The following is a 14,000-nucleotide window of genomic DNA, read 5'->3' on the forward strand; positions in this document are numbered from 1 at the left end:
GAATCGGCAGGCTTGGTCCGGTAGTGGCCGGCCAGCAACGGATCGGGACTGTCATGCTATTGAAGGATGACCATGCGCCAGCATGCGCCAAGAGGCTGGGGCGGGGCCAACAGCCCGCCCCCGCCCCGCAGACCAGAGTGCGCGGCGGCCGCTCTACTGGTGTGCCACGATCGGCGGCGGCTCCTCCGCCATCCGGTAGGGATGGCCCGCGCAGTCCACCTCCGGGTTGATCGCGCTGAACAGGCCGAACGGGTTGTCCTTCCAGAGCCAGACATGCAGGTCGTAGTGGTGCAGCGCGCGCGGCATCAGCGGCTCGTGGCCTTCCATCGGTCCGTCGAAGGGCTGGCCGAAGATGTGCGGCCGTTCGGTGATGCCGGTCGCGAGCGGGATGAACCACTCCGCGGCGACCAGGTGCAGCCTGCCCGCGCGATCCGGCTCGTAGACCAGGATCTGCGGTCGGAACGGATCAGGCGTCGGGCCGATCAGCGCGGGGTTGAGGAAATGCACCCCCATGCCGCCGGTCGGATAGACCACGCAGCCGAGCGTGGAGAAGTAGCCGTCGCGGATCGCCACCACGGGGTCGGTGTACTTCGAGAGCGCGTCGCGGACCTCGATCAGCTGCGGGGAGAGCGTCGCGGGGCCGGTGCGTGTCGCGGCATGCGGGCCGTGCGCGGCGGCAGGCGCCGCGGCGATCGCGGCGGCGAGGGCCGCGGCCAGGCGGAGGGTGCCGCGCAGCGTGCGCGTTGCATGGATGGTCATCGTGGGTCTCCCTGCTGCGGACGGCGCGTCGTTGCGCGTCCACCACGGCGGCAGGATCAACGGCTCGGCTTTCCGCGGCCATCGCCGCGCTTCGCCGGAACTTTCCGGAAGTCGCCGCGCGAGTGGCGCTACACGCGTTTGACCCGGAACGCGGCACCTTCGAGTGCGGCGAGGATGTCGGCCCCGTGCGCCGCATCGCGCGCCTCCACCACAAGGTCGAGCTCGGCGGTGCGCACGGAGGGTGCTGCGAACAGCCGTTGATGCGCAACGTCGATGATGTTGCCGCCCGCCTGCGCGATCCGCCCGGCGACGTCGGCCAGCACACCGGGCCGGTCGGCGATGTCCACAGCGAGACGCAGCAGCCGCCCGTCGCGCACCAGGTCGCGCAGCAATACGTTCGCGAGGATGCGTGCGTCGATGTTCGCGCCGCACAGCATCACGCCCGCCTCGGCGCCGGCGAACAACGCGGGATGCGCGAGCAGTGCCGCGACGCCCGCCGCGCCCGCGCCTTCGGTGACGATCTTCGCCTCCTCGACCAGCAGTCCGATCGCCTCCTCGATCGCGCGTTCGGACACCACCAGAACGCGCTCGACATGGTCGCGGATGATCGCGAAGGGGCGCTCGCCGATGTCGCGCACGGCGATGCCCTCGGCGATCGTCGCTCCTCCGGTCTGCACCGGTTCACCGGCAAGACGTTGCGCACAGGCCGTCCAGCCCTCGACCTCCACGCCGATCACGCGCATGCCTGGACGCAGCGCACGCGCCGCGACTGCGCAGCCGGCAATCAGCCCGCCGCCGCCCACCGGAATCACGAGCGTATCGAGGGCGGGTGCATCCGCGAGCAGTTCGACCGCCGCCGTGCCCTGGCCGGCGATGATCGCGTCGTCGTCGTAGGGATGCACGATGGTCAGACCGCGCGCCGCAGCAAGGGCACGCGCGCGCTCGGCACTGTCCGACAGCGTCTCGCCGTGCAGTACCACGGTGGCGCCGTGCGCGCGCGTGCGCATCACCTTGGCGTTCGGCGTGGCCGCCGGCATCACCACGGTCGCCGGGATGCCGAGGCGGTGCGCGTGGTACGCCACCGCCTGCGCGTGGTTGCCCGCCGACATCGTGATCACGCCGGCGCGCCGCTCCGCGTCCGGGAGCGCGAGCAGCCGGTTCAGCGCCCCGCGTTCCTTGAAGCTTCCCGTGCGGTGCAGCGTCTCGAGCTTCAGCGCGAGCGACGCGACGCCCAGACGTGCGGCGAGCGCGTGCGCCTGAATGGTCGGCGTGCGAGCGACTCCCCCGGCGATCCGGGCTGCCGCTGCGACGATTTCGACTTGCGTGACCGCCATCGGAAATCGTCTATAGCGCAGGCCCAACGAACATCAAGGTTCAGCAATGGCTATGCCGACGACGATGCGCACACGCGAGGAGGAACTCCTGCGCGAGGCGTCGAAGCTCGGCCATGTGATCTCCGTGGGCAGGGGCAAGACGCTCCGCATGATCGATCACTCGATGCCCGCAATCTGTGCGCCTGGCATCAATCAGCCGCTCGCCGCTGCCGCCGCCGCGTCCTTCCAGGACGGGCTCTATCTCCGGTGCCGCGCAACGCACCAGTTCCATGTCTGGCGGTTCCACAGTGACGACGGGAAGATGTGGCGATCCAACATCCGTGGCCAACGCGAAGTGGGCCTCGCATTCAAGATCGGACAATGGTGGACACCGGTCGAGCCCGGCGCCGCGGAGGCCCAGCGCCTTGGCCTGGAGGAGCGCGAGGCTCGCGCCGGGCTGGCGCTCACGGCGGCCTGGAACGACATGCGCAACTTCACCCGCGCCACCATGCTGCAGAATGGGCACTTCTTCTATGGCCGGGCCGCGCCTCAGCAGGACGGCCAGGCGCTGCTGCCCGGCGGCTGGCCGCAGCTCTTCGTCATGTATCAGTGGCTCTACGCGCTGTTCGATCGGCAGGAGAGCCAGCCGACCGGGCGGTGACCGGCGCGGCGCAGGCTCAGCCGAATCCGACCGCGGTGATCTCGTAGCTCTTCGCCCCGCCCGGCGCGGGCACCTCGACCACGTCGCCCACCTTCTTGCCCAGGATCGCCCGCGCCACCGGCGAGGAGATGCTGATCAGCCCCTTCTTGATGTCGGCCTCGTGCGCGCCGACGATCTGCCAGGTGCGCTCCTCCTCGGTCTCCTCGTCCACCAGCGTGACCTTGGCGCCGAACATCACCTGGCTGCCCGACAGCTTGGAGATGTCGATCACCTCGGCCGAGGCGATGATCGCCTCCAGCTCGGCCACCCGCCCCTCGATGAAGCTCTGACGTTCGCGCGCGGCATGGTACTCGGCGTTCTCCGACAGATCGCCATGGGTGCGCGCCTCGGCGATCGCGCGGATCACGGCAGGCCGCTCGTTGCTCTTCAGATGCCGGAGTTCATCCTCCAGTCTTGCCAGGCCCTCGGCCGTCATCGGGAATTTCTGCACGGGAGGCGTCCTCTCCGAACCCTTGTCGCGTATCACCGGCACGACCGAACGGTCGGGACGGGCGATCAGCTTGCCCCGTTTCCGACCTCTGTCAAACGACGCTGCGCGCCCCCGGTTTCCCGGGCAGGCGCGCCGCATCGTCCTAGAACGATCCGTGAAAATACGACTGGAGGGGTGCGACTTCAAGCGTGCCGGCCTTCAGGGCGGCAATCGCGTGCACCGCCGCCCGTGCGCCAGCAAGTGTCGTATAGTGCGGCACGTTGTGCGTCAGCGCCGAGCGGCGGATGTCGAAGCTGTCGGAAACGCTGCGGCCGCCCGAGGTCGTGTTGATCACCAGCTGGAAGGCGCCGGACTTGATCGCGTCCACACAGTGGGGCCGCCCCTCCAGCACCTTGTTCACGACCGTCACCTCGACTCCGGCCTCGCGGATCGCCGACGCGGTGCCGCGCGTCGCGGTGAGCGCGAAGCCCATGTCGGTGAGCCGCCGCGCCAGCGCCACCGCCGCCTGCTTGTCGCCATCCTTGACGCTGATGAACGCCGTGCCGCTCGCCGGAAGCCGTACCCCGGCGCCGAGCTGGCTCTTGGCGAAGGCGCGCTCGAAGCTCGCGTCCAGCCCCATCACCTCGCCGGTCGACTTCATCTCCGGCCCCAGCAGCACATCGACATTCGGGAAGCGCGCGAACGGGAACACGCTTTCCTTCACCGCGACGTGGCGGCTGACCGCCTCGTCATCCAGCCGGAACGAGAAGAGCTTGGCGCCGGCCATCACCTTCGCGCCGATCTTCGCCACCGGCACGCCCGTCGCCTTGGCGACGAAGGGCACGGTGCGCGACGCGCGCGGGTTCACCTCCAGCACGTTGATCGTTCCGTCCTGGATCGCGTACTGCACGTTCATCAGCCCGACCACCTTAAGCGCCTTCGCCAAGGCCTCGGTCTCCGCACGCAGCTCCGCCACCAGTGCGGGCGACAGCGAGTAGGGCGGCAGCGAGCACGCCGAATCGCCCGAGTGGATCCCCGCCTCCTCGATGTGCTCCATCACGCCGGCGACATAGACCGTCTCGCCGTCGGCGATGCAGTCCACGTCCACCTCGATCGCGTCGTTCAGGTAGCGGTCGATCAGCACGGGGTTGTCCCCGGAGACGCGCACCGCCTCGCGCATGTAGCGGTGCAGCCCCTGCCGGTCGTGCACGATCTCCATCGCCCGCCCGCCCAGCACGTAGGACGGGCGGATCACCACCGGATAGCCGATCCGTTCGGCGATCGCCTCGGCCTCCTCGGCCGACCGCGCGGTGCCGTTCTCCGGCTGGCGCAGCCCGAGCTTCTTCAGAAGACCCTGGAACCGCTCGCGATCCTCGGCGATATCGATCGCATCGGCGGTCGTGCCCAGCAGCGGGATTCCCGCCGCGGCCAGCGCCTGGCTGAGCCTGAGCGGCGTCTGCCCGCCATACTGCACGATACAGCCGAGCACTGTGCCGTTCTGCTGCTCGCGGCGCACCAGCGCGATCACGTCCTCGCCCGTCAGCGGCTCGAAATAGAGCCGGTCCGAGGTGTCGTAGTCCGTGCTGACCGTCTCGGGGTTGCAGTTGACCATGATGGTCTCGAACCCCGCCTCCTTCAGCGCGTAGGCGGCGTGCACGCAGCAATAGTCGAACTCGATCCCCTGGCCGATCCGGTTCGGCCCGCCGCCGAGGATCACCACCTTGGTGCGGTCCGTCGGATCCGCCTCGCACTCGGCAGGCTCGATCCCGTTGCCCTCGTAGGTGGAGTACATGTAGGGCGTCAGGCTCTCGAACTCCGCCGCGCAGGTATCGATCCGCTTGTACACCGGATGCACGCCGAGCTTCGCACGCAGCCTCGCGACCTCGGCCTCCTTCACCCCCGCCAGCGCCGCAAGCCGCCGGTCCGAGAATCCCATCGCCTTCAGCCGCTGCAACCCGGCCGCCTCCTTCGGCAGACCTGCCGCACGCACCATCTCCTCGGCATGCACCACCGCCTCGATCTCGCGCAGGAACCACGGATCGAAGCGCGTGGCGCCATGAATCTCCTCCACCGTCAGCCCCTCGCGGAACGCCTGCGCCACCGCGAGCACGCGATCCGGCGTCGGCGTGGAGAGGGCCGCCAGGATCTCGCCCTTCTCCGCGCCCGCCAGCGCGTCCACCTCGTCGAGGCCCATCAGCCCTGTCTCGAGGCTCCGCAACCCCTTCTGCAACGCCTCCGCGAACGTCCGCCCGATCGCCATCGCCTCGCCGACCGACTTCATGCTCGTCGTCAGCAGCGCCGGCGTGCCGGGAAACTTCTCGAACGTGAAGCGCGGCATCTTCACCACCACGTAGTCGATCGTCGGCTCGAAACTCGCCGGCGTCACCTTGGTGATGTCGTTCGCCAACTCGTCCAGCGTGTACCCGACCGCGAGCTTCGCCGCGATCTTCGCAATCGGGAACCCAGTCGCCTTCGACGCCAGCGCCGAGGATCGGCTAACGCGCGGATTCATCTCGATGATCACCATCCGCCCATCGGCCGGATTGATCGCGAACTGCACGTTCGACCCGCCGGTATCCACGCCGATCTCGCGCAGACACGCGATCGAGGCATCGCGCATCCGCTGATACTCCTTGTCGGTGAGCGTCAGCGCCGGCGCGATCGTCACCGAATCGCCCGTGTGCACGCCCATCGGGTCAAGATTCTCGATCGAACAGATGATGATGCAGTTGTCCGCACGGTCGCGGACCACCTCCATCTCGTACTCCTTCCAGCCGAGCACACTCTCCTCGATCAGCACCTCGGTGGTCGGCGACGCATCCAGCCCGCCGGTGACGATCGCCTCGAACTCCTCCATGTTGTAGGCGATACCGCCGCCCGTGCCGCCGAGCGTGAAACTCGGCCGGATCACCGCCGGCAGCCCGACCTGCTTCAGTGCTTCCCGCGCCTCCGCCAGCGAATGCGCAATCGCGCTCTTCGGGCTCTCGATGCCGATCTTCGCCATCGCGTCGCGGAACTTCAGCCGGTCCTCCGCCTTGTCGATCGCCTCGCGCTTCGCCCCGATCAGCTCGACGCCGTAGCGGTCCAGCACGCCCGCATCGGCGAGCTTCATCGCCGTGTTCAGCGCCGTCTGGCCGCCCATCGTCGGCAGCAAGGCATCGGGCCGCTCCTTGGCGATGATCTTCTCCACCATCTCCGGCGTGATCGGCTCGACATAGGTTGCATCCGCGAGCCCGGGATCCGTCATGATCGTTGCCGGGTTGGAGTTCACCAACACAACCCGATAGCCCTCGGCCTTCAGCGCCTTGCACGCCTGTGCCCCCGAGTAGTCGAACTCGCAGGCCTGACCGATCACGATCGGCCCGGCGCCGATGATCAGGATGCTGTGGATGTCTTCGCGCTTGGGCATGTCTTCACCTCCGCAAGGGCTCCGCCCGTGCATCCCGGGGGGGGGGGGGGGGGGGGGGGGGGGGGGGCCCCCCCCGGTCCACCCCGCGGGGGGGCCGGACGCCCCCCCGGACCCCCCATTACCGTCGATCCGTCGCCAGCTTCACCGCGAGCAACGCCAAGGCACCGCCGAGCACCCAGCGCTGCGCGGCCATCCACATGGGACGCTTCTGCAGGAACGTCGCGACCCCGCCCGACGTCGCCACGAGGAAGGTGTCGCCCAGCGTGCACACCAGCACCTGGATGCCGCCCAGCACCGCGCCCTGCAGGAACACGTCGCCGCGCGACGGATCGATGAACGGCGGCAGCACCGCGACATAGAACAACGCGACCTTCGGATTCAGGATCGCCGTGCCCATGCCGATCAGGAACAGCCGCAACGATCCCTCGCGCGGCAACGGCCGCGGCGAGAACAACGGCACACCTCCAGGCCGCACGCTCTGCCAGGCGAGCCAGCCGAGATAGGCCGCACCGCCGAACCGCAACGCGTCATACGCCGCCGGCACCGCCAGCAGCACCGCGCTGATCCCCGCCGCGCCCAGCAGCGCATAGACGAGACTGCCGCACTGGCAGCCGACCAGCGAGACGAACCCCGCCCGATGCCCCTGCGTCAGGCTGCGCGAGACGAGATAGAGCATGTTCGGCCCAGGCGTGATCCACAGCCCGAAGCTCAGCGCGGCGAAGGTCAGCAGGACGGCTGTGTCGGGCACGATGCCACTAACCCTTAGGCGGATTGCCTGGGTCGGGCAGAAGCGCAGTCAAGCCACCTGGGGGCTGCGGCTGGATCTGTTGGTTGATCCAATCCCAAGCGTCGCCGGGCAACCAACCATCACAGTGCTCGGGCAGTACTTCGATGACCAGAAAGTGGCTATCACGGGCAAATATCCTTAGCTTGTTTGCTATTTCCGCAGCATTGAGCGGAGACGAAACAAGGAAAAAGAATGGCAGTCGATTCCACCACGCAGGAAAGTCTCTGCTGTCCTGTATGTATTGCGCGAAAGACATAAAATCGAAATCCTTCGCGATCCAGTTGAATGCTATCGCGTAGAGCCGATTAGCCATGATTGGGGTCCTGGCTCTGAGAAAGCAGCGGCATATTTCGCGGGTTATTTGTGGCAGGGCTATCTTTTATGAGCTCCACCACCATTTTCGGGTTGAACTTGCTATCGCCGAGGCACGCCAACGCAGCAGTCCGCTCCTGGTGCCTTTCGGACATCAGGAGTCGCGGGTTCGACCACATAGCCAGCGCAAAAGCTACAATGCTCACAAGAACAGGAAATGATGCTAAAATAGCAAAAAAAATACCCTTCCATCCATCAGTCATTGAGAGCAAGACTAAAGAACCTGGGGTAACTATGAGCGTAAGCCAAAGTAACGGGCTTATGATATTTTGCTTTGTCATAGCCTGCGCGGCAACCTTAATCCATGTGGATTCACCGATGCTCATTTTGCGTTCCACGGCCAAGTCATTCCTAAAAACATCATATCATATCATCGCCGCGTAGCCGCCATCGACCGGGATCGCCGTGCCGGTGACGAAATCCGACGCGCTGGAGGCCAGAAACACCGCGATCCCACCCAGATCGTCTGGCGCGCCCCAGCGCCCCGCCGGCGTGCGCGCCACCACCTTCTCGTTCAGCCCCGCCACATCCTGCCGCGCGCGACGCGTCAGCGCCGTGTCGATCCAGCCGGGCAGCACGGCGTTCGCCTGGATGTTGTCGGTCGCCCAGCCGGTCGCGAGCGCCTTGGTGAACTGCACGATCCCGCCCTTGCTCGCCGCATAGGCCGGCGCGAATCCGGCCGCGAAGATCGACATCATCGAGCCGATCGTGATCACCTTGCCGCGCCCGGACGCCTTCAACGCCGGATAGGCCGCCTTGGCGCAGGTGAACGCGCTGTCGAGATTGGTCGCGATCACCTGACGCCACTCCTCGAACGCCAACTCCTGCACCGGCTTGCGGATGTTCATCCCGGCATTGATCACCAGGATGTCCAGGCCGCCGAAACGATCCGTGGTCGCCTTGACCATCGCCGCCACCGACGCCGCGTCGTTCACGTCCGCAACCGCCGACGCCGACCGGTCGCCAAGCTCCGCCACCGCCGCCGCGTTCTTCTCCGTGTTGCGGCCCGCGATCATCACCGACGCGCCAGCGCCGTGCATCGCCTTCGCCATGCCGAGGCCGATGCCGCCGTTGCCGCCGGTGACCAGCGCCACCCGTCCCGTCAGATCGAACAATGCGCTCACGCTGCCTTCCTCCCTTGCATCATCGTCACGAACCGGTCGAACAGGTGATGGCTGTCGGTCGGCCCCGGGCTCGCCTCGGGGTGGTACTGCACGCTGAACACCGGCAGCGCCTCCGACGCGATCCCCTCGTTCGTGCCGTCGAACAGCGACACATGCGTCACCCGCACGCTCTCCGGCAGGCTCTCGGGGATCACCGCGAAGCCGTGGTTCTGGCTGGTGATCTCCACCTTGCCGGTGGCGAGCTCCTTCACCGGGTGGTTCGCGCCGCGATGCCCCTGGTGCAGCTTGCGTGTCTTGCCGCCCAGCGCCAGCGCGAGCAACTGATGCCCGAGGCAGATGCCGAACACCGGCACGCGGCTCTTCAGCACGCCGCGGATCGCCGGCACCGCGTACTCCCCGGTCGCGGCGGGATCGCCCGGCCCGTTCGACAGGAACACCCCATCAGGCGCGTGACGCAGGATGTCCTCGGCACTCGCGGTCGCGGGCAGCACCGTCACCCGGCAGCCGGCATTGGCGAGGCAGCGCAGGATGTTGCGCTTCGCGCCGTAGTCGATCGCGACCACGTGGAACCGCGGCGCCTCCTGCCGCCCGTAGCCCGCGGGCCAGGCCCATGTGGTCTCGTCCCAGCCATACTGCTGGCGCGTGGTGACCTCGCGCGCGAGGTCCATCCCCTCCAGCCCCGGCCAGGCCCGTGCCTCGGCCACTAGCGCCGGCAGGTCGAACTTCCCGTCCGCCGGGTGCGCGAGCACGCCCGTCGGCGCGCCAGCGAGGCGGATGCGCCGCGTCAGCCGCCGTGTGTCGATCCCGGCGATCCCCGGCAGCCCGTGCGACACCAGCCATTCCGGCAGGCCGCGCGACGCCCGCCAGTTCGACGCCAGCGTCGGATCGTCCTTCACCACGAGCCCGCGGGCCGCCGGCGTGGTCGTCTCGATGTCCTCGGCATTGGTGCCGACATTGCCGATATGCGGGAAGGTGAAATTGATGATCTGCCCGGCATAGGACGGATCGGTCAGGATCTCCTGGTAGCCGGTGATCGCGGTGTTGAAGCACACCTCGCCGACCACGGTGGCATGCGCGCCGAAGCCGCGGCCCCACAGCACCGTGCCGTCCGCCAGCACCAGGGCCGCGGTCGCGCCGACCGGGCGGCCATCTGCGCTCGGCGCCGGCTCGGCCGACTCGGCGCCGGGCATGTCGGCGAGCGACAGCGCCGTCTCCTTCAGGATCAGCGGCCAGTGCTTGGCGGGGATGGTGCGGGACTGGCGCCATTTGCGGATCGCCTCGGTGCCGACGCCGGTGAGCTGGGCCGCCCGGTCCGGGCCGCCGAGCCTGTCGATGATCTCGTCCACGCTGGCCATGGCGCGGGAATACGGGAACCGATTTCCCGTCGCAAGGCGAATCCGCACATGGGAACTGCGTTCCCGACGCTGCGCTGCGCGGGACACTGCTCTATAGTAGGAGACCACGCATCAAGGAGATCCGCGCATGGGCCTGCGCGAGCAGTTCACCGAGGCGATGAAGGCCTCGATGAAGGCGGGTAATGCCGCCACCACCTCGACCATCCGCCTGATCATCGCCGAGCTGAAGAAGGTCGATATCGAGGCTCGGCCGAAGGGGATCGAGCGGGTCGAGGACGGCGAGATCGTCGCCATGATGCGCAGAATGGTGAAGTCGCGCCGCGAGAGCATCGAGCTCTACCGTCAGGGCAACCGCCAGGACCTGGTGGACAAAGAGGCGGCCGAGATCATGGTGATCGAGCGCTTCCTGCCGCCTGAGATGGACGAGGCCGGGATGCAGGCGGCTGTGCGCGCGGCCGTGGCCGAGACCGGCGCTGTCTCGGTGAAGGACATGGGCAAGGTGATGGCCGCGCTGAAGGCGAAGCACGGCGGTACGCTCGACATGGCCAAGGCCGGACCCGTGGTGAAGGCGGCGCTGGCGGGCTGAGCGTGGCGCTCCCGGAATCCTTCCTCGACGAGTTGCGCGCGCGCACCCCGCTCGGCGCGCTGGTGGGCCGGCGCGTCCGCCTCGCGCGCGCCGGGCGGGAGCTGAAGGGGCTCTGCCCCTTCCACAACGAGAAGACACCCTCCTTCCACGTCGTCGAGGACAAGGGCTTCTTCCATTGCTTCGGCTGCGGCGCGCATGGCGATGCGATCGCCTTCGTGATGCGCTGCGAGAACCTCGGCTTCATGGAGGCGGTGGAGCGGCTCGCCGGCGAGGCCGGGCTGACCGTGCCGCGCGCGAGCCCCGAGGCGGCGGCCGCGGCCGATCGCGCGGCCAGCCTCTCCACCATCGCCGAAGCGGCCGCCTCCGCCTTCGTCCGCCGGCTGCACCTGCCCGAGGGCCGGCCCGCACTCGACTACCTGCGCCGCCGCGGCCTTGCCGACGAGACGATCCGGCTGTTCGGGCTCGGCTGGTCGGGCGAGGGGCGCGGGGCAATCGCGGCCGATCTGCGCGGCCAGGGGGTGACCGTCGAGCAGCTGGTCGCGGTCGGGCTGATGAAGCAGGAGGACGACCGCCCGCCGGTCGATCTGTTCTTCAACCGCGTGATGTTCCCGATCCGCGACCGGCGCGGACGGGTGATCGGCTTCGGCGGCCGCACCCTCGGCGACGGCCAGCCCAAATACCTGAACGGGCCGGAAACCAGCCTGTTCTCGAAGCGCCGCACGCTCTACGGGCTCGACCTCGCCCGCGCCAATGCCCGCGGGGGCGCCGAGCTCGTCGTGGTCGAGGGCTACATGGACGTGATCGCGCTGCACCAGGCCGGGTTCGGCGGTGCGGTCGCCCCGCTCGGCACGGCGCTCACCGCCGATCACCTGGCCGAGCTCTGGAGAGTGGTGCCTGCACCGGTGCTCTGCTTCGACGGGGATGCGGCCGGGGCGCGCGCCGCGCTCCGCACCGCGGAGATGGCGTTGCCGCTGCTTGCGCCCGGCCGGACGCTCACGCTCGCGACGCTGCCGTCGGGAGAGGACCCGGACACGCTGGTGCTTCACCAGGGTGCCGGGGAGTTCCAGAAGGTTCTAGCGAACCGCCGGGGTCTCGCGGACGCGCTGTTCGACACCATCGCCACGCCGGCCAAAGCGCCCGAGGACCGCGCCGCGCAGCGCCGGCGCCTCGACGAGCTCGCGGAGCGGATCCAGGACCGCGACCTGCGCGACGAATACCGTCGTCACTTCCGCGATCGCTGGTTCCGCCAGCGCCCCGCCGGCCGGGCCACGCGCGTCCGGCCCGCCCAGCCCGTCCAGCGCCCCGCCCTCGGTGCCGACCGGGCCCGCATCCTGCGCGAGCGCAACCTGCTCGCCCTGCTGCTGACCCACCCGGCGCTCCTGCCTCGCTTCGAGGAGGCGCTGGCGGCCGAACACTTCGCCTCCCCGCCCTGCGAGCAGGTCAGGACCGCCCTGATCGGCCTTGACCCCGGAGGCGCGCTCGACCACCTGCGGAATTTGGGGCTCGCAGTGGCGCTGGAGGCCGTTCTGGGGCGCGGCCTGACCGACAACACTCCACCGACCCGGCTGCCGGACGCCACGCCGGAGGAGGCCGCCGTCGCGATCGAGCGCGCATTCGCCGGGCTGCATCTCGAGCGGCTGGAGCGCGAGGTGGCCGAGGCGCGGGCCGCCCTCGCCGCCGATTTCTGCGAAGCCAATCTTCGCCGGCTCGTGGCGCTCGACCGGATGTGCGCTGAGCTGCGGACCGACCACGCGGAGGACGCGGCCCCATGAGGCGTCCGAACCCCGCGGGACGTGCACATAGTATAGGGGGTGTTTTTTCGCGCCCCTGACCGACCACCGACCGAGGTGACCGAATGGCGAAGCCGACGACCACCACGACCGCCGACCCCGCCGGCGAGGACATCGCCGAGGGCGCGCTGCTCGACACCCAGTCGGTGGCGGTCAAGAAGCTCGTCGCCCGTGGCAAGGAGCGCGGCTACGTCACCTATGACGACGTGAATGCCGCCCTGCCCCCCGGCCAGGTCTCCTCGGAACAGATCGAGGACACCATGGCGATGCTGAGCGAGCTCGGCGTCAACGTGGTCGAGGCCGAGGAGGCCGAGGAGGCAGAGCCCACCCCCGTTGCGAAGGCCGCCAAGGCCGAGGAGGAGGACGAGGAGGAAGGATCGGGCGGCAACGTCGACGAGGCCGAGCTCGGCCGGACCGACGACCCGGTCCGGATGTACCTGCGCGAGATGGGCTCGGTGGAGCTGCTCTCGCGCGAGGGCGAGATCGCGATCGCCAAGCGGATCGAGGCCGGCCGCGACATGATGATCGGCGGGCTGTGCGAGAGCCCGCTGACCTTCAGAGCGATCATCGCCTGGCACGATGCGCTCCAGCAGGGGAAGATCCTGCTGCGCGACATCATCGACCTCGAGGCGACGCACGGTGCCGGGCAGACGCCGGAGGAGGCCGCTGCCGTTCCGCCAGCCTCTGCCGCGCCAGAGGCGGCGAATGACGAGGAGCCCGCGGGCGAGGAGTTCGACGATGACGAGGGTGCGCAGCTCTCGCTCTCGGCGCTCGAGGAGAAGCTGAAGCCGGAGGTGCTGGCCACCTTCGAGGCGATCGCGGCCGCCTACAAGAAGCTTGCCAAGCTGCAGGAGGGGCGGCTCAAGACGCTCTCCGAGGGCGGCACGCCGACGCCGCAGGCCGAGAAGAAGTACGAGAAGGGCAAGGCCGAGGTGGTCGAGCTGGTGCAGAAGGTGCACCTGAACAACGCGCGGATCGAGCAGCTGGTCGAGGAGCTGCGCGATCTCAACCAGCGGCTGACGGCGTTCGAGGGCCAACTGCTGCGGATCGCCGAGGGAGCGAAGGTCAAGCGCGAGGATTTCCTGAAGGAGTATCGCGGCCAAGAGCTCGATCCGGGCTGGCTGGATCGGGTGGCGGCCCTGCCCGCGAAGGGCTGGAAGGCGTTCGCGACCCGGCACGCCGACGAGGTCGAGTCGATCCGCTCCAAGATCGCCTCGATCGCCAACGAGGTGCATCTGCCAGTCGGCGAGTTCCGCCGCGTGGTGCTGACGGTGCAGAAGGGCGAGCGGGACGCGGCTCGGGCGAAGAAGGAGATGATCGAGGCGAACCTGCGTCTCGTGATCTCGATCGCCAAGAAGTACACGAACCGCGGGTT

Annotated in this window: 13 protein-coding genes; 4 read left to right on the forward strand and 9 right to left on the reverse strand. The window is 68.7% G+C overall.

Features of this window, described 5'->3' with window-relative positions; genetic code table 11:
- Window positions 1-153: 153 nt before the first annotated feature.
- Both ACTIFU_RS05450 and ACTIFU_RS05455 read right to left on the reverse strand, forming a co-directional pair.
- On the reverse strand, window positions 154-759 hold the full coding sequence (locus ACTIFU_RS05450; protein WP_439577279.1) for a hypothetical protein: 606 nt from the start codon (window positions 757-759) through the stop codon (window positions 154-156).
- A gap of 128 nt (window positions 760-887) precedes the next feature.
- Entirely contained in the window at window positions 888-2,093 is a 1,206-nt protein-coding gene (locus tag ACTIFU_RS05455; RefSeq protein WP_439577280.1) for a threonine ammonia-lyase, read from the reverse strand.
- A gap of 46 nt (window positions 2,094-2,139) precedes the next feature.
- Here ACTIFU_RS05455 and ACTIFU_RS05460 point away from each other — a divergent pair, with 46 nt between their 5' ends.
- The gene (locus ACTIFU_RS05460; RefSeq protein ID WP_439577281.1) at window positions 2,140-2,733 is read left to right on the forward strand and encodes a hypothetical protein; all 594 of its coding nucleotides are present in this window, start codon (window positions 2,140-2,142) and stop codon (window positions 2,731-2,733) included.
- A 16-nt stretch (window positions 2,734-2,749) separates the two neighbouring features.
- Here the strand turns inward: ACTIFU_RS05460 and greA are convergent, their stop codons facing one another.
- From greA to carA, 7 genes are all read right to left on the reverse strand, one after another.
- Window positions 2,750-3,223, reverse strand: a complete 474-nt coding sequence (gene greA / locus ACTIFU_RS05465; protein ID WP_439577282.1) for a transcription elongation factor GreA — start codon at window positions 3,221-3,223, stop codon at window positions 2,750-2,752.
- A 142-nt stretch (window positions 3,224-3,365) separates the two neighbouring features.
- The gene (carB, locus tag ACTIFU_RS05470) at window positions 3,366-6,611 is read right to left on the reverse strand and encodes a carbamoyl-phosphate synthase large subunit (RefSeq protein ID WP_439577283.1); all 3,246 of its coding nucleotides are present in this window, start codon (window positions 6,609-6,611) and stop codon (window positions 3,366-3,368) included.
- 118 nt (window positions 6,612-6,729) lie between these two features.
- On the reverse strand, window positions 6,730-7,359 hold the full coding sequence (locus tag ACTIFU_RS05475; protein ID WP_439577284.1) for a LysE family translocator: 630 nt from the start codon (window positions 7,357-7,359) through the stop codon (window positions 6,730-6,732).
- Between the two features lie 7 nt (window positions 7,360-7,366).
- The gene (locus tag ACTIFU_RS05480) at window positions 7,367-7,711 is read right to left on the reverse strand and encodes a hypothetical protein (RefSeq protein ID WP_439577285.1); all 345 of its coding nucleotides are present in this window, start codon (window positions 7,709-7,711) and stop codon (window positions 7,367-7,369) included.
- Entirely contained in the window at window positions 7,704-8,096 is a 393-nt protein-coding gene (locus ACTIFU_RS05485; RefSeq protein ID WP_439577286.1) for a hypothetical protein, read from the reverse strand. The genes ACTIFU_RS05480 and ACTIFU_RS05485 overlap by 8 nt, the downstream gene beginning before the upstream one ends.
- A gap of 39 nt (window positions 8,097-8,135) precedes the next feature.
- On the reverse strand, window positions 8,136-8,894 hold the full coding sequence (locus ACTIFU_RS05490) for an SDR family NAD(P)-dependent oxidoreductase (RefSeq protein WP_439577287.1): 759 nt from the start codon (window positions 8,892-8,894) through the stop codon (window positions 8,136-8,138).
- Entirely contained in the window at window positions 8,891-10,249 is a 1,359-nt protein-coding gene (gene carA / locus ACTIFU_RS05495) for a glutamine-hydrolyzing carbamoyl-phosphate synthase small subunit (protein WP_439577288.1), read from the reverse strand. The genes ACTIFU_RS05490 and carA overlap by 4 nt, the downstream gene beginning before the upstream one ends.
- A 127-nt stretch (window positions 10,250-10,376) precedes the next feature.
- Between carA and ACTIFU_RS05500 the strand changes: the two genes are divergently transcribed.
- From ACTIFU_RS05500 to ACTIFU_RS05510, 3 genes are all read left to right on the forward strand, one after another.
- Window positions 10,377-10,835: a GatB/YqeY domain-containing protein gene (locus tag ACTIFU_RS05500; protein ID WP_439577289.1), complete on the forward strand. Its 459-nt coding sequence runs from the start codon at window positions 10,377-10,379 to the stop codon at window positions 10,833-10,835.
- 2 nt (window positions 10,836-10,837) lie between these two features.
- The gene (dnaG, locus tag ACTIFU_RS05505) at window positions 10,838-12,607 is read left to right on the forward strand and encodes a DNA primase (RefSeq protein WP_439577290.1); all 1,770 of its coding nucleotides are present in this window, start codon (window positions 10,838-10,840) and stop codon (window positions 12,605-12,607) included.
- A gap of 83 nt (window positions 12,608-12,690) precedes the next feature.
- A partial coding sequence (locus ACTIFU_RS05510) for an RNA polymerase sigma factor region1.1 domain-containing protein (protein WP_439577291.1) occupies window positions 12,691-14,000 on the forward strand: 1,310 nt, incomplete at its 3' end.

The organism is Elioraea sp., from assembly GCF_051860475.1.
Classification (GTDB): Bacteria; Pseudomonadota; Alphaproteobacteria; order Acetobacterales; family Acetobacteraceae; genus Elioraea.

Bases quoted from the DNA above. Each gene is read 5' to 3' on its own strand.
- ACTIFU_RS05450 (WP_439577279.1), bottom strand. From the start codon at position 759: ATGACCATCCATGCAACGCGCACGCTGCGCGGCACCCTCCGCCTGGCC.
- ACTIFU_RS05455 (WP_439577280.1), bottom strand. From the start codon at position 2,093: ATGGCGGTCACGCAAGTCGAAATCGTCGCAGCGGCAGCCCGGATCGCC.
- ACTIFU_RS05460 (WP_439577281.1), top strand. From the start codon at position 2,140: ATGGCTATGCCGACGACGATGCGCACACGCGAGGAGGAACTCCTGCGC.
- carB (WP_439577283.1), bottom strand. From the start codon at position 6,611: ATGCCCAAGCGCGAAGACATCCACAGCATCCTGATCATCGGCGCCGGG.
- ACTIFU_RS05480 (WP_439577285.1), bottom strand. From the start codon at position 7,711: ATGGCTAATCGGCTCTACGCGATAGCATTCAACTGGATCGCGAAGGAT.
- ACTIFU_RS05485 (WP_439577286.1), bottom strand. From the start codon at position 8,096: ATGAGCATCGGTGAATCCACATGGATTAAGGTTGCCGCGCAGGCTATG.
- carA (WP_439577288.1), bottom strand. From the start codon at position 10,249: ATGGCCAGCGTGGACGAGATCATCGACAGGCTCGGCGGCCCGGACCGG.
- ACTIFU_RS05500 (WP_439577289.1), top strand. From the start codon at position 10,377: ATGGGCCTGCGCGAGCAGTTCACCGAGGCGATGAAGGCCTCGATGAAG.